This is a genomic window from Mesorhizobium shangrilense (genome assembly GCF_040537815.1).
GTDB classification, from domain to species: domain Bacteria; phylum Pseudomonadota; class Alphaproteobacteria; order Rhizobiales; family Rhizobiaceae; genus Mesorhizobium; species Mesorhizobium shangrilense.
Map to the genome: position 1 here is coordinate 420177 of NZ_JBEWSZ010000002.1, position 17026 is coordinate 437202.

The 17026-nt window shown below is 63.4% G+C and carries 17 protein-coding genes; 6 read left to right on the forward strand and 11 right to left on the reverse strand.

Annotated features, from left to right (window positions below; genetic code table 11):
- The 5 genes from ABVQ20_RS26650 to ABVQ20_RS26670 form a co-directional block, all read right to left on the reverse strand.
- Entirely contained in the window at positions 1-804 is an 804-nt protein-coding gene (locus ABVQ20_RS26650) for a TrmH family RNA methyltransferase (RefSeq protein ID WP_354462640.1), read from the reverse strand.
- 146 nt (positions 805-950) lie between these two features.
- Positions 951-1289, reverse strand: a complete 339-nt coding sequence (locus ABVQ20_RS26655; protein WP_354462641.1) for an ArsR/SmtB family transcription factor — start codon at positions 1287-1289, stop codon at positions 951-953.
- 154 nt (positions 1290-1443) lie between these two features.
- A complete protein-coding gene (locus ABVQ20_RS26660) occupies positions 1444-2223 on the reverse strand; it encodes a HugZ family pyridoxamine 5'-phosphate oxidase (RefSeq protein ID WP_354462642.1) in 780 nt (259 codons plus the stop codon).
- Between the two features lie 75 nt (positions 2224-2298).
- Positions 2299-3060 carry a 3-hydroxyacyl-CoA dehydrogenase gene (locus ABVQ20_RS26665; RefSeq protein WP_354462643.1) on the reverse strand — a complete coding sequence of 254 codons (762 nt, stop codon included), beginning with the start codon at positions 3058-3060 and terminating at the stop codon, positions 2299-2301.
- Between the two features lie 66 nt (positions 3061-3126).
- Positions 3127-3663, reverse strand: a complete 537-nt coding sequence (locus ABVQ20_RS26670) for a GNAT family N-acetyltransferase (RefSeq protein ID WP_354462644.1) — start codon at positions 3661-3663, stop codon at positions 3127-3129.
- A 268-nt stretch (positions 3664-3931) separates the two neighbouring features.
- Here ABVQ20_RS26670 and ABVQ20_RS26675 point away from each other — a divergent pair, with 268 nt between their 5' ends.
- Positions 3932-4921: a glutathione S-transferase family protein gene (locus ABVQ20_RS26675; RefSeq protein ID WP_354462645.1), complete on the forward strand. Its 990-nt coding sequence runs from the start codon at positions 3932-3934 to the stop codon at positions 4919-4921.
- Position 4922: 1 nt separating this feature from the next.
- Here ABVQ20_RS26675 and ABVQ20_RS26680 read toward each other — a convergent pair whose 3' ends face one another.
- Positions 4923-5420, reverse strand: a complete 498-nt coding sequence (locus ABVQ20_RS26680) for an NUDIX domain-containing protein (protein WP_354462646.1) — start codon at positions 5418-5420, stop codon at positions 4923-4925.
- 53 nt (positions 5421-5473) lie between these two features.
- Between ABVQ20_RS26680 and ABVQ20_RS26685 the strand changes: the two genes are divergently transcribed.
- Positions 5474-6403: a metallophosphoesterase family protein gene (locus ABVQ20_RS26685; RefSeq protein ID WP_354462647.1), complete on the forward strand. Its 930-nt coding sequence runs from the start codon at positions 5474-5476 to the stop codon at positions 6401-6403.
- Here ABVQ20_RS26685 and ABVQ20_RS26690 read toward each other — a convergent pair.
- From ABVQ20_RS26690 to leuA, 4 genes are all read right to left on the reverse strand, one after another.
- Positions 6393-7010 carry a hypothetical protein gene (locus ABVQ20_RS26690; RefSeq protein ID WP_354462648.1) on the reverse strand — a complete coding sequence of 206 codons (618 nt, stop codon included), beginning with the start codon at positions 7008-7010 and terminating at the stop codon, positions 6393-6395. The two genes, ABVQ20_RS26685 and ABVQ20_RS26690, sit on opposite strands and share 11 nt — an antisense overlap.
- Positions 7011-7098: 88 nt before the next feature.
- Positions 7099-7902 (reverse strand): alpha/beta fold hydrolase, encoded by an 804-nt coding sequence (locus ABVQ20_RS26695; protein ID WP_354462649.1) that lies wholly within the window; start codon positions 7900-7902, stop codon positions 7099-7101.
- Positions 7903-8026: 124 nt separating this feature from the next.
- Positions 8027-9802 (reverse strand): tetratricopeptide repeat protein, encoded by a 1776-nt coding sequence (locus tag ABVQ20_RS26700; protein WP_354462650.1) that lies wholly within the window; start codon positions 9800-9802, stop codon positions 8027-8029.
- Between the two features lie 214 nt (positions 9803-10016).
- Positions 10017-11693 (reverse strand): 2-isopropylmalate synthase, encoded by a 1677-nt coding sequence (gene leuA, locus ABVQ20_RS26705; RefSeq protein WP_354463144.1) that lies wholly within the window; start codon positions 11691-11693, stop codon positions 10017-10019.
- Positions 11694-12172: 479 nt separating this feature from the next.
- Here leuA and ABVQ20_RS26710 point away from each other — a divergent pair, with 479 nt between their 5' ends.
- From ABVQ20_RS26710 to ABVQ20_RS26720, 3 genes are read left to right on the forward strand one after another with little or no spacing between them, the layout of a single operon-like run.
- Positions 12173-13339, forward strand: a complete 1167-nt coding sequence (locus tag ABVQ20_RS26710) for an ATP-grasp domain-containing protein (protein ID WP_354462651.1) — start codon at positions 12173-12175, stop codon at positions 13337-13339.
- A gap of 5 nt (positions 13340-13344) precedes the next feature.
- Complete coding sequence (locus ABVQ20_RS26715; protein WP_354462652.1) at positions 13345-14121, forward strand: esterase family protein; 777 nt, start codon at positions 13345-13347, stop codon at positions 14119-14121.
- Positions 14121-14435 carry a nuclear transport factor 2 family protein gene (locus ABVQ20_RS26720; RefSeq protein WP_354462653.1) on the forward strand — a complete coding sequence of 105 codons (315 nt, stop codon included), beginning with the start codon at positions 14121-14123 and terminating at the stop codon, positions 14433-14435. Before ABVQ20_RS26715 ends, ABVQ20_RS26720 begins: the two co-directional genes overlap by 1 nt.
- Before the next feature lie 9 nt (positions 14436-14444).
- Here ABVQ20_RS26720 and ABVQ20_RS26725 read toward each other — a convergent pair whose 3' ends face one another.
- Complete coding sequence (locus ABVQ20_RS26725; RefSeq protein ID WP_354462654.1) at positions 14445-15980, reverse strand: MFS transporter; 1536 nt, start codon at positions 15978-15980, stop codon at positions 14445-14447.
- Positions 15981-16134: 154 nt separating this feature from the next.
- Here ABVQ20_RS26725 and ABVQ20_RS26730 point away from each other — a divergent pair, with 154 nt between their 5' ends.
- A complete protein-coding gene (locus tag ABVQ20_RS26730; protein WP_354462655.1) occupies positions 16135-17019 on the forward strand; it encodes a LysR family transcriptional regulator in 885 nt (294 codons plus the stop codon).
- The last annotated feature ends 7 nt before the right edge of the window (positions 17020-17026 follow it).

Below are 17026 nucleotides of genomic sequence, written 5' to 3' on the forward strand. Positions count from 1 at the left end.
TCAGCGTCCCCGCTGCGAAAAATGATGCAGCGCGATGGCCGACGCCGCGGCGACGTTCAGGCTGTCGAAGCCTGCCGACATGGTAATCCGCACTGTATGCAGTCGGGCTAGCAGGTTCTCCGGCAGACCCTCACCCTCGGTGCCGAGATAAAGGGCCAGGCGTTCCGCTCCCTTTGCTTGCCGAATGTCGGTCTGTCCGCGCGGTGAGAGCGCGAATTGTTCGAAGCCGTGGCGAACAAGCGTTGCCGTGAAACCGGCGGTGCCGGTGAAGGACGCAAAGGGGACTTTCAGCGCAGCACCGACGGAAACGCGGATCGCCTTGCGGTAGAGGGGATCGCAGCAGGTGTCATCCATAAGCACGGCATCGGCGCCAAACGCCGCGGCGTTGCGGAAGATCGAGCCCATATTGTCATGATTGGCGATGCCGATGGCCACGACGACCAGAGCGCGGGCCGGCAAGGTATCCAAGAGGGCCTCTGCTGGCAGGTCGGTGCCCTTGAGGCCGATAGCCAGTATCCCGCGATGCATGTGGAACCCGGCAATCCTGTCCATGACCTCAGCGGCCACGACAAAGACCGGCAGGCCGGCGGGCGCCTTGCGCAGCGTGTCGGCAAGGCCGGCCAGGCGGTTTTCCAGGACCAGCACCGATTCGGCCGAGAACCTCAGGCCCGAAAGCAGCATGTCCAAAACCACCTTGCCTTCGGCAATGAAGCGGCCCTGCCGCCCGACGAGGTCGCGCTCGCGGATGTCGAGATAGGCGGCGACGCGCGGGTCATCCGGGTCGTCGATACCAATGGGGACCATGCGTTCCTCGGCGGCGCATCGGTCCGAAGATCGGAATCGACCTCTCGGCAAGCACGATGCATGGCTTCAAAGCTTCAGAGCGAGGCCTCCGGCAGGAGGCCTCGCTCTGAAAATCACAGCAGGTAAGCGGTGAAGATGCTTCCTGGTCAAGCCCTGGCGCGGCGAAGACTATACGCCGCCTCGGGCTCCTTACCTTCGCCGAAAATGCCGTCCAGCATGGCGAGAAGCTCATGCACGGCCTCGGACTTGCAGGAATAGTAGATCATCTGCCGGTCGCGGCGAGTGTCGACGAGATCAAGCGCCCGCAACTTGGCGAGATGCTGCGACAAAGCGGATTGGCTGAGCATCACTTTCTCGGCGATCGCGCCGACCGACATTTCGCCGTCGGCGAGATAGCTCATGATCAACAGTCGCTTCTCATTGCCCATCAGCATGAGAAAGGCGGCCGCTGATTCGGCGTTGGCGATTAGCTTTGTCGAGACCATCGATCCCCCATGTCTTTCTGCTGACCGGACGCTATGGGGGCGATAGCGTCTGGTTCCATAGATTCACTCGTCAAATCGCGCTGGCGATTCAGTGTCGATATAAAAGGTAGATCATTTCGCTCAAATCTCAAGGCTTGCTTTCGATCCGACGCGATTAACTGCCAGACTGTGAATAATCTGCCTCACGGCCGATCCTGGCCATGTCGACCAGAACATGCCGTAATTTGTTCGCCGCCTCCAGTGGACTGGGGAAGAAAACCCGGCAGGTCTCGTCGCCGGATACCAGGTCCATGCCGTCGGCATCAAAACCGGTGAGGGTCCATCCGTTGCCCGCCGCCTTGGCAAAATGCTGTGCATAAACAGCGATCGCGTCGAGATGGTCGGCGTTCATGTGGTCGAGCGCCGATTGTTCGCTCGCGGCAAGCTCCTCGACGATCGGTCCGGTGGTGACCAGATCGGCGCGCTCGAGCAGATAGGCCTTGCCGAACCCGCCGTTCAGACTGGCCCGCTCCGGCTCGAGGCGAAAGATCGAGAAGTCGCCAAGCCCGGCATAGAGTTTTGCCTTGGGATTGCGGTTGAGATAGCGCCGCTCGGCGTTGGCGTGCTCGCTCGATCCGCGCTCAAGCCTAACCGCCCGGCAGACCAGTGTCAGGCGCGGATGCGCCAGAGCGTCACCTTTGCCGGGTTCGCCGACAAGCAGAGAGCAGCGCGGGTCGGCAAGGATCGCGCCGGTATGGGCCGACAGCATCGACACCAGGATCAGTGGCACGCCGTCAATGTCAGTGGCCACGCCCACCCGGCTGGCCAGCGGTGCGCCGGTGCCCGGCTCGATCACGGCCAGCGCGCCGAAACGGGCGCTGCGCAGCAACGTCTTCGCCAGCCGGATCGCCTCGGCATCGGTTTCGCGAATTACGTCCTTCTTGCGATCTTCCAAGGTCCTCGTCTCGCTAAGTTGATTTTCTTCATCCACTTATCAGGCGATAGCACCGGGTTTGGCAAGGGCAAGCTTTTATTTCGGCGCCATCCGGATGGCGCCGTCGAGGCGGATGGTCTCGCCGTTCAGCATCTGGTTCTCGATGATATGCAGCGCCAGCGCCGCATATTCGGAAGGCTCGCCCAGGCGGGACGGGAAGGGCACGGCGGCGCCGAGCGAATCCTGCACGTCCTGCGGCATGCCGGCCATCATCGGCGTCTTGAAGATGCCGGGCGCGATGGTGCAGACGCGGATACCGGAGCGGGCGAGGTCGCGCGCCACCGGCAGCGTCATGCCGACGACGCCGCCCTTGGATGCTGAATAGGCGGCCTGGCCGATCTGGCCGTCGTAGGCGGCGACCGACGCGGTGTTGACGATGACGCCGCGCTCACCGCCTTGCAGCGGCTCCAGTTTTGCGGCTCGGTCGGCGACGAGGCGGATCATGTTGAAGGTGCCGATGAGATTGACCTCGATCACCTTGCGGTACTGGTCGAGGGGATGCGGGCCGTCCTTGCCAACCGTCTTCACGCCGATGGCGATGCCGGCGCAATTGACGAGGATGCGCGGTTCGCCAAGCTTGCCCGCTACCTCCACGACCGCTGCCGCGCCACTGTCGGCGCTGCTGACGTCGCATTGGACGGCAATGCCGCCGATATCGGCGGCCACCTTTGCCGCCCGCTCGATGCCGACGTCGAAGATGGCGACCTTGGCGCCCTTGGCGGCAAGAGCACGCGCCGTCGCTTCGCCAAGCCCCGACCCGCCGCCGGTGACGATCGCAATGTGGCCGCTCGGGTTCATGTCAATCTCCTCCACCGGATGGCAAACAGGCTGTGTTGCCAGGGCGGCATAACAGCACCCGGATGGTCAGGCAATCGCGGCCATGTGCGCGCCAACCCGCGCCTGATCGGCATGGCAGACTTCGCCGGTGAGCCTGGCAACCGCGCCGGGCAAGATCTCATGCGACAGCAGCCGGTCGAGATCGACCGGGCGTGGCATGGAAATCTGTCCGCGCGGGATCCGCTTGAAGCCGAGCGGGCCGTAGTAAGGCTCATCACCGACGAGCATCACCGCGGGCACGCCGGCCTTGGCAGCGGCTTCCAGCGCGATCGCCACCAGACGGCGACCGATGCCGAGGTTCTTGTAGGCTGGCCGAACGGCAAGCGGCCCAAGCATCAAGGCGCGACCGGCGCCGGCCGCGATGCGGGTCATCCGCACCGAGGCGACGACGATATCACCGTCGACCGCGACAAAGGACATCGACCGCTCATGGCCACCGGCTTCGCGGATCTTGTAGGCGGCCAGCACGAAGCGGCCGGGCCCGAAGGCTTCGTCATTGATGGCTTCGATCTGGAGGTCATGCGCCGGGGTTTCCGGCAGGTATTTCACGTCGGCAAGGCTCATGGTCTTTGCGTTCCGGTATGCGAGGAAGGTTCGCTGCAAACGGCAGCATTCGCCAGTCAGCGCTTCATCAAGCGCGGGCGCCCTTTCGTCGTCGGTCAAACCGGATCAAAGCAAAGTCGAACATGCGGATTTTCCGCTAGCATCAATTCTCGGCCACCGCAATCGACCCTTTCGCTGGCCCTATGGATTGACGATCTGTTCAGCGCTGTGGGTTTCCGCATCGCCGCTGCACATCCTACATGGGGTGCGAACGCGAAAGGGATGTTTCATGGGATTGCTGGTCGAAGGCAAATGGCAGGACCGCTGGTACGATACCGGAGAGAGCGGCGGCAAGTTCGTGCGCTCGCAGTCGCAATGGCGTGACTGGATCACCCGCGACGGCACGCCCGCCGAAGGCCGCGGCCGCGGCTTCAAGGCCGAACCCGGCCGCTATCACCTCTATGTCTCGCTTGCATGCCCCTGGGCGCACCGGACGCTGATCTTTCGCGCGCTGAAGGGGCTCGAGGACATCATATCCGTTTCGGTGGTTCATCATTTCATGGGTGCTGACGGCTGGACATTCCTGGCCGAGGACGGCGCGACCGGCGACACGCTTTACGGGCTCGATTTCCTGCATCAGATCTACACCAGGGCCGACCCCGCCTATTCGGGCCGGGTGACCGTTCCGGTTCTATGGGACAAAAAAGAGCAGACCATCGTCTCCAACGAATCCTCCGAAATCATCCGGATGCTGAACTCAGCTTTCGACGAATGGGGCGATGCCGGCCTGGATTTCTATCCCGAGAACCTGCGTGGCGAGATCGACGCGATCAACACGCTGGTCTATCCGGCGGTCAACAATGGCGTCTACCGCGCCGGTTTCGCCACCACGCAATCCGCCTATGAGGAAGCCTTCGGCGACCTGTTCTCAGTGCTCGACATGCTGGAGGACCGCCTTTCGAAGCAGCGCTACCTCGTTGGCGACCGCATCACCGAGGCCGACTGGCGGCTGTTCACCACGCTGGTGCGCTTCGACCCGGTCTATGTCGGCCATTTCAAGTGCAACCTGCGCCGCATCGCCGATTATCCGAACCTGTCGAATTATCTGCGCGACCTCTATCAGGTCCCCGGTGTCGCCGGAACGGTGAACCTGCATCACATCAAGGCGCATTATTACGGCAGCCACGAGACTATCAATCCGACGCGGATCGTGCCGGTCGGCCCGGAACTCGACTATGGCGGGCCGCATGACCGGGCGCGGTTCGGGAAGGCGGCGTGACCTACCAGTAGGGCGAGGGCGCTTCCCCTCCGAAAACCTCTGCGATCCGCCGCAATGTCGCAGGCGTCGTGCCCTCGGGCAGGCCGTCGAGCGGGAAGAAGCCGGCCTCGGCGATCTCATGGTCGGGCAGCTTTGGCGTCGTCTGGGTGAAGCTCTCGATCAGGTAGAAGCCGACATGATCGCGGCGGCTGGCGCGGCGGTTGAAGTGCATGGATTTCAGCATCGGCGGGGCGGTCAGCGCGACGTTGCCTTCTTCAGCGAGTTCACGCGCCAGCGCCTCGGCCATCGTCTCGCCGACTTCGACACCGCCGCCCGGAAGCTGCCAGCCGGGCACATAGGTGTGGCGGATGAGGAAGACGGAATTGGCTGAAGCGTCATGGATCAGGCCGCGCACGCCAAGCGTCATGGGGCGCCTCAGCACGAAATAGAGGTGGAACAATCGTCCCCTGAATCCCGGCCAGCCGGTTTGGCGAAAAGCGGTCTCGGGATCGGTCGCCATCAGTATCGAAACCGTGGGTGGAAAGGTGCACGCGCGTCGCCTATGAAGGAAGAATGTTCAGGCTCGCGCATATTTCCGATGTCCATCTTGGGCCGCTTCCCGATGTATCCTATCGCGATCTCGCCTCCAAGCGCGTGCTCGGCTATGTCAACTGGCAGCGCAACCGCCGCCGCCACATGCATGACGCCGTCATCGACGCGATCGTCGCTGACATGAAGGCGAGCGGGCCTGATCATCTCGCTGTTACCGGCGACCTGGTCAATCTGGCGCTCGACGGCGAGATCGAAATGGCAAGGCATTGGCTGGAGGCGCTGGGTTCGCCGCATGACGTGTCGGTGGTGCCCGGCAATCACGATGCCTATGTGCCTGGCGCCTTCGACAAGATCTGCCGGTCCTGGGCGGCGTGGATGACCGGCGATGGCGTCGATGGGCCGATCGACCGCAATGCCTTTCCCTATCTGCGGGTGCGCGGCGATGTCGCGCTGATCGGTGTCTCGACGGCGCGCGCCACGGCACCGTTCATGGCCAACGGTTTCTTCATGGAAGGCCAGGCGGAACGGCTGGGCGCGATGCTCGACCAAGCCAAGGAGCAAGGCCTGTTCCGGGTGATCATGATCCACCATCCGCCGGTGCGCGGCGCGGTTTCGCAGCACAAGCGGCTGTTCGGCATTTCCCGCTTTCACAAAGTGGTTCGCCGGCATGGGGTGGAGCTTGTCCTGCACGGCCACTCGCATTTGCCGTCGCTGTCGTTCATCGGCGGGCGCGGCTTGAAAATTCCGGTGGTGGGTGTTGCCGCCGGGGGGCAGGCGCCGGGCGGCAAGCATCCGGCGGCGCAGTACAATCTGCTGGATATCGAAGGCGAAAAGGGCAGGTGGCGAATACGGCTGACGCGGCGCGGCCTCACCGGGCCGTCCATACCGCCCAGCGACCTGCAGACGCTGGAACTTGGCGTCGAGACGGCGCCTCAGCTGGTCAGAAGCTGATCTTCATCGCCAGGATACGGTCCCAGAAGAACACGACCGACGCGGCCAGTCCGACCAGGGCGCCGGCGGCGATCAGGCCAAGGCCGGACAGGAAGGCGGACCAGACCTTGCCGCGCGTGGTCGACCGTAGCGGCGGTTCGGCTTCCGGAACCGCGGTGCGTCTTATACCTACGATAGCCGGCTCGGCGCCGCCTTCCATCATCTTCTGGCGCTCGACGACGCGCTCGGCGACGTAACGCGTCACCTGGTCGGCGACCGGCTTCATCTCGGTCGATTCGGCAAGCACCACGCGGCCGATCCTCGTGTCCTTGAGGAAGCGATAGGTGCGGCGGTCGCGGCCCATGGCGACATGGCTGACGGCGTCGATCCACAGGCGCGGCTGCAGGCCGGACGACAGGGCGAAGTCGAAATTGTCCATGTCGGCGGGCACATCGGCAAAGACGGGCGCCAATTCAGCGGCAAGCAGTTCGAGGCGCATGCGATGCGCCTCGCGCATATCGACGACGACGTCGTCGCGGTCGGCAAAAGCGTTCTTCACGTCACGAATGGCATCGGACAGTTTTCGCGACGGATCGATGGGGGTGATTTTTTCGCCTGCGTCCTTCATCGGCGTGTGCCTCGCGGTTTGGTTAACACCCGGTTAACACAGCCGCCGGCAAATTGCACTGACGAGAGTGGGTGGGAACTGGGGGCGATCAGCCCGCCGCGGCGGCGAGGTTTGGACGACGAGACCGGCCGCGGCGGTTCATGTTGCGGCGAATGATTTCGGCGACGAGGTCGGGCGCTTCCTCGACCAGCATGTGGCCGGCCTCCAGCACATGGTGGAGGTGAAATTGCGACGGCAGGTCATCGGCCTGGGTGACGGGCAACACGGTGTCATCGGTGCCCCAGGCCACCATCACCGGCATGTTCAAGGCCTCGAGCCATTGGCGCGGGATGACGCCTTGCCGGTCGTCACGGGTCATGGCGGCGGCGATCTCGACGAGTCTTGCCGCCTGGCCGGGACGCCCGCGCATTTCAAACAGGACATCCACTGTGTGTTCCGCGGGCACCTGGTGCGGACCCGACATGGCGGCTAGGCAGGCCCGGATCTCGTCCTTGTCCACGGCGGCGGCGAAGCGGCGCAACAATGCCGCGTTGATCTCGTGACCAAAGCCGCCCGGAGCCAGAAGCGTCAGCGACGCCACGCGTGCCGGCTCCGCGGCCGCCATCAGCGCGGCAACGGCTCCGCCCATCGAGTGACCGACGATATGGGCCCGCTTTATACCGCGCGCCGCCAGGTCGGCAAGAATGGCATTGGCCGCCACCTTGGCCGGGCCGGCGCCCGGAAAATCCAGCGAGAGTCCATGGCCGGGCAGGTCATAGGCCAGCGTCCGCGCGCCGTTCAGCAAAGGCGCGGTCACGTCGCGCCAGACATCATGGCCGCCGCCGAATCCGTGCAGCAACACGATGACCCTCGGGCCAACGCCCTGTTCCGCAGCATAAAGTGATGAGATCATGAAATCAGATGGGTTTTAACACAGCAGGACGCCAATTGTGGCTGGATTGCTCCATGTCCAACAAGATGGCCAGTAAAATTTTCGCGACTGGTCGGCCAACCAAAAAGGATAGTGTTGGCGTATATCAGCTCGCGCCGCCGAGCCCGGCGGCACGCAAGGCCTCGACCAGTCGGTCGGTCAGATCGGCGGGATATCGCCTCTCGACGAATGTCGCGCGCGGATCGGCCGCGAATTTCGGAAATTTGGCTGTCAATTCGTCCAGAAGCCTTGCCGCCAGTGCGTCGCGCCCAAGGCTTCTGGCGCTGATCAGCCGAGCGGCAAGATAATGTGATTTCGCTGCCGTGGTTCTGAGCGCGGTGCTGGCGGCGGCGGCCTTCTTCATGTCGCCAAGCATGAATTCACCGACGAAGAGCCCGAAATCCCACCATGTCGGGTGCCCGCTGGACGTGTCCACCGCGTGGGCCATGATCGGCGTTCCCTCGGCATATTTGCCAGCAAATATCAGCCCGTAGCCATAGGCGGCGGCCATTGCGAGGTCATATGGGTTGAGTTCATAGGCCTTGCGCATCCAACTGATGGCTTGTTCCGCGTTGCCGACACGCGAATTGATGTAGCCGTAGGCGCGATGCGCATAGGGGCTGGTCGGCCCCATCTGCACACCACGATGAGCAAACGTGAGCGCCTTGTCGATCGACGCATCGGGCGGATAGGCGTAATGGTCGCTAACCGCCTCGAGATGTAGCGAGGCAAGCTCCGAATAGACGAGCGACGACTTCGCACCACGGCTGGCGAGACTTTCGAGACAGCGATAGGCAGCCTCGTGGGTCTTGTCGTTCTGGTCGAGGTAATATTTGTCGTTCAGGATCAGGCATTGCGTCAGGTCGGTCTGCAGGTCGCTCTGTTCGATATAATTATAGATGGTGCCGGAGGCGGGGGCGGCTGAGCTCAGGATGGCGGCGACGCTGTCTTGGACAGCGGAAGGGGCGCTGTCGGCGGCAGTCAGGCTGCGTGACATCAGGACACGACCGGTGGCAACGCTCTGAAGCTCGAGGGTGAGGTCGCCCGTGTCCGGGCCCGGCATGATGTCGAAGACGAAGCTGGCGGCGTCCGCGACAGGATCGGGCACCCTGTCGGCGTCACGGCTGATGAAGTTGACGGTGTCGAAGCCGGTCAGCCCGGCGCGCAGCGAGGCAGCGACACGGCCGGCCTCGGCGCTGCTGGTCCTCATGGCGATGTAGACAAGAGGAAGAGTTTCCACCGGCGCCGTCGAGATGCTGCTGGTCGCTCCCGCGGTCTCGATCGTTGATGGCGCGTCACCACCCGCCAGCAGGTTGCCGCTGCCTTGCCGCAGGATAAGCACCGCCAGCATGACGATGACGAGGGCGATCGCCGCCCAGAAGAATTGGAGCTGCCTGAGCACCGAGACCGCCGGCGCGGCTGCCGGCGGAACCGGCAAAGCGGCTGCATCGGCACTGACGTGTGCGTCGGCGGGCTGTCCAGGCAGGGTGGCAATAGCCGCCGGGGAGGCGACCGCTTCTACCGGCTCGGGCAAGCGGATGGCGTTGAGCTCATAGGCTGGAACATAGCCGCCGCGCGGGATGGCGATGCGGACCGGCTCGTCGATCCCCTCACTGGCGAAATACTGCTGCAGAAGCTCGCGCAACCGGCCCGCCTGCACGCGCACCACCGCATCGGTCGACGAATCGAAGTCGCCGTCCTTGCCGAAGACATCCATCGCGATCGAGAAGCCCTTGAGCCTGTCAGCTTCGCCGGCCTGTTCGCGCTCGACAAGGTAACGGAGCAACTCGCGCGCGCGCTCGGACCTTCCAAACGTTTCGCTGGCAAGCAGTCGCTCAAGTGTTTCGCGCACTGCGGGGGCGGCAGGCGGGGTATGCTGCAAGTGTCGATCCTCTCGAAGTCGGCACAGGTTAAGGTCTGATCATATAGGTCCGGCACCAGCGTACAAGCGCGGTCATATTATGTGATCACGTACCTCACCGGATAATTTTCCGGTGGTCAACACCCTGACCCGGCAAACCGATCTGGTCTGCCGGGTCATGTGAAAATCAGGCTGTTGGCAAGTGATGCCTACATCTCGTCCGGACCGTGGAAGATCAGCCGGCCTTGCGGCCGACAATCCGGTTGGCGGCGGACACCACGGCTTCCAGCGAGGCGGCCACGATGTTGGTGTTGATGCCGGCACCGAACAGCTTGCCGCCGGGATATTCCATCTCGACATAGGAGATGGCCGAGGCGTTCGAGCCGCGCTGCATCGAATGCTCGGAATAGTCGAGCACCGACATCTCCACGCCGACATGGCGTGACAGCGCGTCGACGAAGCCGTCGATCGGGCCGGTTCCGGTGCCGGATATCGTCACCTCCTTGCCGTTGTCGAGGATGACCGCCTCGACAACGCGCCGGCCCTTGACCTCGGTGTCCGGGTAGGTGTGATGGTCGAGGAATTTCAGGCGCGCGCCCGGCTGGTCGACGTAAGTTTCGAGGAAACGTTCGTAGATCCGCTTGGCCGGCACTTCCTTGCCTTCCGCATCGGTGATCGCCTGGATCTCCTGGCTGAATTCGATCTGCAGGTTGCGCGGCAGGTTGAGGCCGTGGTCGGCCTGCAGCACATAGGCGATACCGCCCTTGCCTGACTGCGAGTTGATGCGGATGATCGCCTCGTAGCTGCGGCCGACGTCGGCCGGGTCGATCGGCAGATACGGCACTTCCCACAGGCTTGTGTTGGCCTTCTTCAGCGCCTTCATGCCCTTGTTGATGGCGTCCTGGTGCGAGCCGGAAAAAGCCGTGTAGACGAGTTCGCCGACATAGGGATGGCGCTCAGGGATCCGCAACTGGTTCGAATATTCGTAGACGTCCTTCATCCGGTTGATGTCGGAGCAGTCCAGTTCCGGATCGACGCCTTGCGTGTACATGTTGAGCGCAAGGTTGACGATGTCGACATTGCCGGTGCGTTCGCCATTGCCGAACAAGGTGCCCTCGACGCGGTCGGCGCCGGCCATCAAGGCGAGTTCGGTGGCGGCGACGCCGGTGCCGCGATCATTGTGGGGATGCAGCGAAATGATCAGGTTGTCGCGATTATCGAGGTGCCGGATCATCCATTCGATGCGATCGGCATAGACATTCGGCGTCGAGGATTCGACCGTCGACGGCAGGTTGACGATCAGCTTGTTGTCGGGCGTCGGCCTGACGATTTCGGTGACGGCGTTGCAGATCTCCAGCGCCACTTCGAGCTCGGTGCCTGGAAAACTTTCCGGCGAGTACTGGAAGCGGTAGCCGCCGCCGGCCTTTGCCGCCATGTCGGTGATCAGCTTGGCGGCGTCGGTGGCAATCCGCTTGATGCCGGCGACGTCCTTCTCGAAGACGACGCGGCGCTGCAACTCGCTGGTCGAATTGTAGAAGTGCACGATCGGGGTCTTCGCCCCCTTGAGCGCCTCGAAGGTTCGGGTGATGAGTTCGGGACGGCACTGCACCAGCACCTGCAGGTCGACATCGTCGGGAACATTGCCTTCTTCGATGCACCAGCGGGCGAAGTCGAAATCCGTCTGCGAGGCCGACGGGAAGCCGATCTCGATTTCCTTGAAGCCCATGTCGAGCAGCAGGGCCAGCATGCGGGCCTTGCGTTCGTGGCCCATCGGGTCGATCAGCGCCTGGTTGCCGTCGCGCAGGTCGACCGAGCACCAGATCGGCGCCTTGCCGATGACCTTCGAGGGCCAAGTGCGGTCGGCGAGGCCGACAGTCGGATAGGGTTGGTATTTTCGGACGGCGTCGGGCATGCCGCTTGGCCTACCCTTGGCCGCGTCATTGCCGGCTGCCGCGGCATTCGAGCGGATGTCTTCGCGTGCGTTCATTGTCTTGTCTCCCGGCGGCTCGCGGGTCCGCCTTCAGGCGGATTTGGTGCCGAGCGGCGCCTTTACCAGATTTCATTCGCTGATTGTGAATTGCCAAGGAGCATGCGCGTGAGCGGCGGTTCGACCGCCGGGCGCTCCTTCAGCGAGCCCGGCGATCGCCGATAAGGCCGAGAAGAAGCAGGGTGGAAGCAAGCGCGCGCGCGGTCTGGCCGGCAAAGCCGGTCTGACGGGAAGCGACGGAGGGCGCGCGCGTGTTCATGGCGGTTCTCATACAGGAGCCGCCAAGGGGAGGCAAGTGGGCTGCGGGGCGGTCCGTGCTGGACACTCTTTCCCATGCGCGGCAAATGCGCCACACTTGGCGGCCGGCGAGGCCTCGCGGCCTCGCCGGCCAGGAGGGGTCGTCCATGAACTTCGTGTTCTTCTCGCCGCATTTTCCCACCAATGGCGCCGATTTCTGCGATCGGCTGAAGAAGGCCGGCGCCGCCGTGCTCGGCATTGGTGATGCGCCCTTCGATGCGCTGGACGGCAAGCTGAGGGCGGCTCTGTCGGAATACTACCGCATCCCCGACATGGAGGACTATGACGCCGTGTTCCGGGCGATCGGTCATTTCATCCACAAATGGGGCCGCATCGACCGCTTCGAGTCGCTCAACGAGCACTGGCTGGAGCTGGAAGCCAACATCCGCACCGATTTCAACATCTATGGCACCAAGCTCGATTTCGTGAAGAACCTGAAGCGCAAGAGCCGCATGCGCGCTTTCTTCCGCAAGAGCGGCGTCGAGACCATCCCACAGCGCAAATGCTCCGATCGCGCCGGGGCCATGACCTTCATCCGCCGCGTCGGCTATCCCGTCGTGGTCAAGCCGGATTCCGGCTCCGGCGCCTCGAACACCTACAAGATTTCAAGCGCCAGGGAACTTGACCAGTTCTTCAAGGAAAAGCCGGCGAATGTGAACTTCGTCATGGAGCAGTTTATCGAGGGGTTGGTAGTGACCTTCGACGGGCTGGTTAACAGGGACGGCGAGGTGGTGCTCGCGGCCAGCCATCGCTACGACCAGAGCGTGATGGATGTGGTCAACAGGGACCGGCATATGAGCTATATCTGCTTTCCCCGGATCAACCCGGCAGTCGAGGAGGCTGGCCGCAAGATTCTGAAAGCATTCGACGTTCGCGAGCGCTTCTTCCATATCGAGCTGTTCCAGACCACGGACGACCGTGTCATCGCGCTCGAGGTCAACATGCGTCCGCCCGGCGCCTGGATGACGGACGCCATCAATTACACGTTCGACATCGACGTCTATGCCGCGTGGGCCGACATGGTGGTGAAGGATGCCGCCGGCGGACCCTACGAGGGCAAGTATTTCACCGCCTATGCCAGCCGCAAGCGGCACCTGGCGTATCTGCATGGTCACGAGGACGTGCTGGCCGCGCATGGCGACAAGATCGTCCACCACCAGGCCATCGAAGAGGTTTTCAGCCGCGCCATGGGAAATTACGCCTACCAGATGCGGTCGAAAGACCCAGAGGCGCTGCGCGCCGCCGTCGATTACATCCATGCGGAAGAGGCATAGGCCCGATGGACATTTCCTACCACAAGGGTTTCAGCCGTAACCTCGGCCGCGACATGGAATACAAGCGTTACGGCCATGCCGGCCGCCCGGTGGTGGTGTTCCCGACCTCGCAAGGGCGCTTCTACCAGTTCGAGGATTCCGGCGCGGTCGCAGCACTTGCCGATTTCATCGACACCGGCCGCATCCAGTTGTTCACGCTGGACGGCATCGATTCGGAATCCTTCTTCAACAAGCATGCCGATGCCGCCCACCGCATCGGCCGCCACGAAGCCTATTTCCGCTATGTGCGCGAGGAGGCGTTACCGGAGCTGGTGTCGACAGCCGCCAAAGCCAATGGCGGGCGGAACTTGAAGCCGCTGTTCTGCGGCTGCTCGATGGGCGGCTATCATTCGTCGAACTTCGTCTTCCGTTTTCCCGAACTGGCCAGCGGCGTCATCGCCCTGTCGGGCGTCTATTCGAGCCGCGATTTCTTCGGCAAGGCGCTCGACGGCGAGATCTTCTTCAACTCGCCGCTCGACTACCTGCCTGGCATTGTCGACCAGAAGCTGCTTGGCCGGCTGAAGGCGCTCAGGCTGATCTTCTGCTGCGGGCAGGGCGCCTGGGAAGAGCGCATGCTGGTCGAGACACGGGCGCTGGAGCAGATCCTGCGCGACAAGCACATTCCCGCTTGGGTCGACTATTGGGGCGGCGATGTCAGCCATGACTGGCCATGGTGGCACAAGCAGCTGGTCTATTTCTTCGCCCGCTGGCTGGACGACGACCTCATGCACCGGCTCGACTGATGGATACGAACTGTCCCATCCACCGCTTTGTCGAGGCGACCAATGAAGGTGACACGGAAGCCTTTCTGAGCATTTTCACCAACGATGCCGTGCTGATCGACTGGGGTCGCAAGTTCCGCGGCCGCCAGCAGATCGCCCAGTGGAACGAAACCGACAATATCGGGGTTCAGTCCAGGCTGCGCATCGTCAGCATCGCCGCGTCCAAGGGCGCCTGCCGCGTGCGCATTGCCGTCACCGGCAATGGCTTCAACGGCGAAGGTGACATGACCTTCAAGCTGGACGGCGATCTCATTTCGAGCCTGGTGATCGCCTGACATCGCCGGCTACGCTTCCTGGCACGCCTCCAGAGCAGGCGGCTCTTGTTCAGACGCCGGTCCGCGCCGAAGACCGAGGAAGACGACGATAGCGGTCACGACGGTGACGGTTGCCAACACCATCAGCAGGATGTCGAAGGCGGTCTCGTAAGCGTGGACCAGCATGGCTTGGTCGGCTTGCGGCAGGCTCTTCGTCGCGGCGGAACCAAGATTGCCGGTGACGAGCAACTGGGCCGCTTCGGTTGCGTTCGAGGCAACGCCTCGCGCGGCGAGCTGCGCGGCTGTGAAACCGGAAAGAGCCGCGCTGACGATTGCCAGGGCTACACCCTCGGAAGCGATGCGGGTGGTGTTGAAGATGCCTACAGCCATTCCTGCGCGCTCCTTGGGCACGACGCTGACGGCCAACCCGTCCATCAACCCCCATGGCAGGCTGATGCCGATACCGATTGCCAGGAGCGGAGCCACCACCGCGAGACTGCCAGCCGGAACCTGGCTGAGCCAGACGAGCCCGACCGCAGCAATGAGCAGGCCGATGCCACAGAGCGTGGCCGGTGCGACCGAGCGCGCCAAAAGGCCGGCAAGCATCGGCAGGACCAGCAAGGGCCCCGACAGGCTGATCATCATTTGCCCGGCCTGGACCTCGGTCATGCCCTCAATGCCGATGAAGCGGATCGGCAACAGCACCAGCAGCACCACGAAGGCGTAGGCGGGGGCGGCGGCCAGAAGCTGAACGCCGACGAAACGCGGATAGCGAAACAGCGTGAGATCCAACATCGGCCGGCGCACGCGCCGTTCAACGACGACGAAGGCTGCCAGGAAAAGCACGGCAACGGTGAGCAGTGCCAGCACGAAGGGGCTCGTCCAGCCGCTTTGCGGGGCGCCGAGCACGCCATAGGTGAGCGATGCGAGTGCCAGCGTGAAGGTGGCGGCGCCTGGCCAGTCAACGCCTGCCGCATCCGGGTCTCGGGATTCGCGGAGATGGCGCGCGCCGAGGATGAAAGCCACGACCGCCAACCCGACGACGAGAAGGAAGATCGAACGCCAGCCGAAGGCATCGATGAGCATGCCGCAAGCGATCGGCCCAAAGGCGAGCCCGATGCCGAAGCTGGTGCCAAGCAGGCTGAACGCACGCAACTGGGTTGGTCCTTCGAATTCCTGGGCGAGGGCCGATGCGCCGCCGGCAAATGCCGCCGCGCTGCCGATGCCCTGAGCCGCCCTGAAGACATCGAACCAGACGATGTCAGGTGCCAGCATCGCAGCCAGCGAGGCGAGGACATAGGTGAACAGGCCGGACAGGAATATCCGCTTGCGGCCATGATTGTCGGCGAGAGCGCCAAGCGCCATCAGGCTGGCGCCGAAGGTCAGCATGAAGGCGTTCGTCACCCAGTTGAGTTCGATCGGGCCGCCGCCCAATTCGCCGGCGATGCGCGACAGGGCAACAGCCGGCCCGATGAAGGTCAGCGGCATCGTCATCGCGGCCAGGCATACCGAGAGAAGGACGAGCCAGCGCTGCGCCGCGCCGGCGGATCGGTTTTTTAACGTCATGGATTTTCCTGTCCTGAAGGAGAATTTTTCGCGGCCGCCGGCATCGCAAGGCCTGCGGCTGACCTCTGCCAACAAGGTAGGCCGGCGACATTCCCAGCAGAATGGTGGTAAATCTCCATTCATCCCGGAATGAAACGCTCGAATGGATGGATTTATGGATCGTCTCAGCGGCCTTTTGGCCTTTGCCCGTACCGCCGAGCTCGGCAGCTTCGTCGCCGCGGGCCGGGTGCTCGGCCTCTCCGCCTCGGCGGTCGGCAAGAGTGTTGCCAGGCTGGAGCAGGAACTCGGCGTGCGCCTGCTTCAGCGCAGCACCCGACGGATCGGACTGACCGAGGAGGGGAGCCTGTTCAATGAACGGGTCCGCCGCATCCTCGATGACATAGACGATGCCGAGGCGATGCTGTCGCGAACGCGCGAGACGCCGCATGGCCGGCTTCGTGTCTCAACGCCGATCGTCACCTACCATATACTGTTGCCGGTGCTGCCCGCGTTCATGGCGCGCTATCCGGACATCGAACTCGACATCGACTTCAACGACCACATTGTCGATATCATCGAGGAGGGCATCGATGTTGCCATCCGAAGCGGCGACCTGCCGGATTCGCGGCTGCTGGCGCGGCCTCTCGGTCCTTTCCGCCTGCATCTGTGCGCGGCTCCATCCTACCTCGAGCGCCATGGCGTCCCAGCGACGCCGGACGATCTGCGGTATCATCTGGGCATCCGCTTTCGTTTTCCCAACAGCGGCAAGGTGCAGGAATGGCCGCTGACCATGGGCGCGGAGGTGGAGACCCGTACCGTGCTGACCTGCAACAATATGGAGGCCTTGAAGGGCGCGACGATCAGCGGCCTCGGCATCGGCTGCATGCCGGATTTCCTGGTGCGCGATGCGCTGGCCGCCGGCACTTTGCGCAGCCTTCTCGACGAGCATGTCGATGGAAGCGGCCAGTTCAGGATGTTGTGGCCGTCCAATCGCTACCTTTCGCCGAAGGTGCGCGTCTTCATCGACTTCCTGTCCGAGAAGTTTTCCGGGGAGCGGTAAGATTCAG

Coding starts and splice junctions, on each gene's coding strand:
- ABVQ20_RS26650 (WP_354462640.1), bottom strand. CDS start 804: ATGGTCCCCATTGGTATCGACGACCCGGATGACCCGCGCGTCGCCGCC.
- ABVQ20_RS26655 (WP_354462641.1), bottom strand. CDS start 1,289: ATGGTCTCGACAAAGCTAATCGCCAACGCCGAATCAGCGGCCGCCTTT.
- ABVQ20_RS26665 (WP_354462643.1), bottom strand. CDS start 3,060: ATGAACCCGAGCGGCCACATTGCGATCGTCACCGGCGGCGGGTCGGGG.
- ABVQ20_RS26670 (WP_354462644.1), bottom strand. CDS start 3,663: ATGAGCCTTGCCGACGTGAAATACCTGCCGGAAACCCCGGCGCATGAC.
- ABVQ20_RS26675 (WP_354462645.1), top strand. CDS start 3,932: ATGGGATTGCTGGTCGAAGGCAAATGGCAGGACCGCTGGTACGATACC.
- ABVQ20_RS26680 (WP_354462646.1), bottom strand. CDS start 5,420: ATGGCGACCGATCCCGAGACCGCTTTTCGCCAAACCGGCTGGCCGGGA.
- ABVQ20_RS26685 (WP_354462647.1), top strand. CDS start 5,474: ATGTTCAGGCTCGCGCATATTTCCGATGTCCATCTTGGGCCGCTTCCC.
- ABVQ20_RS26690 (WP_354462648.1), bottom strand. CDS start 7,010: ATGAAGGACGCAGGCGAAAAAATCACCCCCATCGATCCGTCGCGAAAA.
- ABVQ20_RS26695 (WP_354462649.1), bottom strand. CDS start 7,902: ATGATCTCATCACTTTATGCTGCGGAACAGGGCGTTGGCCCGAGGGTC.
- leuA (WP_354463144.1), bottom strand. CDS start 11,693: ATGCCCGACGCCGTCCGAAAATACCAACCCTATCCGACTGTCGGCCTC.
- ABVQ20_RS26710 (WP_354462651.1), top strand. CDS start 12,173: ATGAACTTCGTGTTCTTCTCGCCGCATTTTCCCACCAATGGCGCCGAT.
- ABVQ20_RS26715 (WP_354462652.1), top strand. CDS start 13,345: ATGGACATTTCCTACCACAAGGGTTTCAGCCGTAACCTCGGCCGCGAC.
- ABVQ20_RS26720 (WP_354462653.1), top strand. CDS start 14,121: ATGGATACGAACTGTCCCATCCACCGCTTTGTCGAGGCGACCAATGAA.
- ABVQ20_RS26725 (WP_354462654.1), bottom strand. CDS start 15,980: ATGACGTTAAAAAACCGATCCGCCGGCGCGGCGCAGCGCTGGCTCGTC.
- ABVQ20_RS26730 (WP_354462655.1), top strand. CDS start 16,135: ATGGATCGTCTCAGCGGCCTTTTGGCCTTTGCCCGTACCGCCGAGCTC.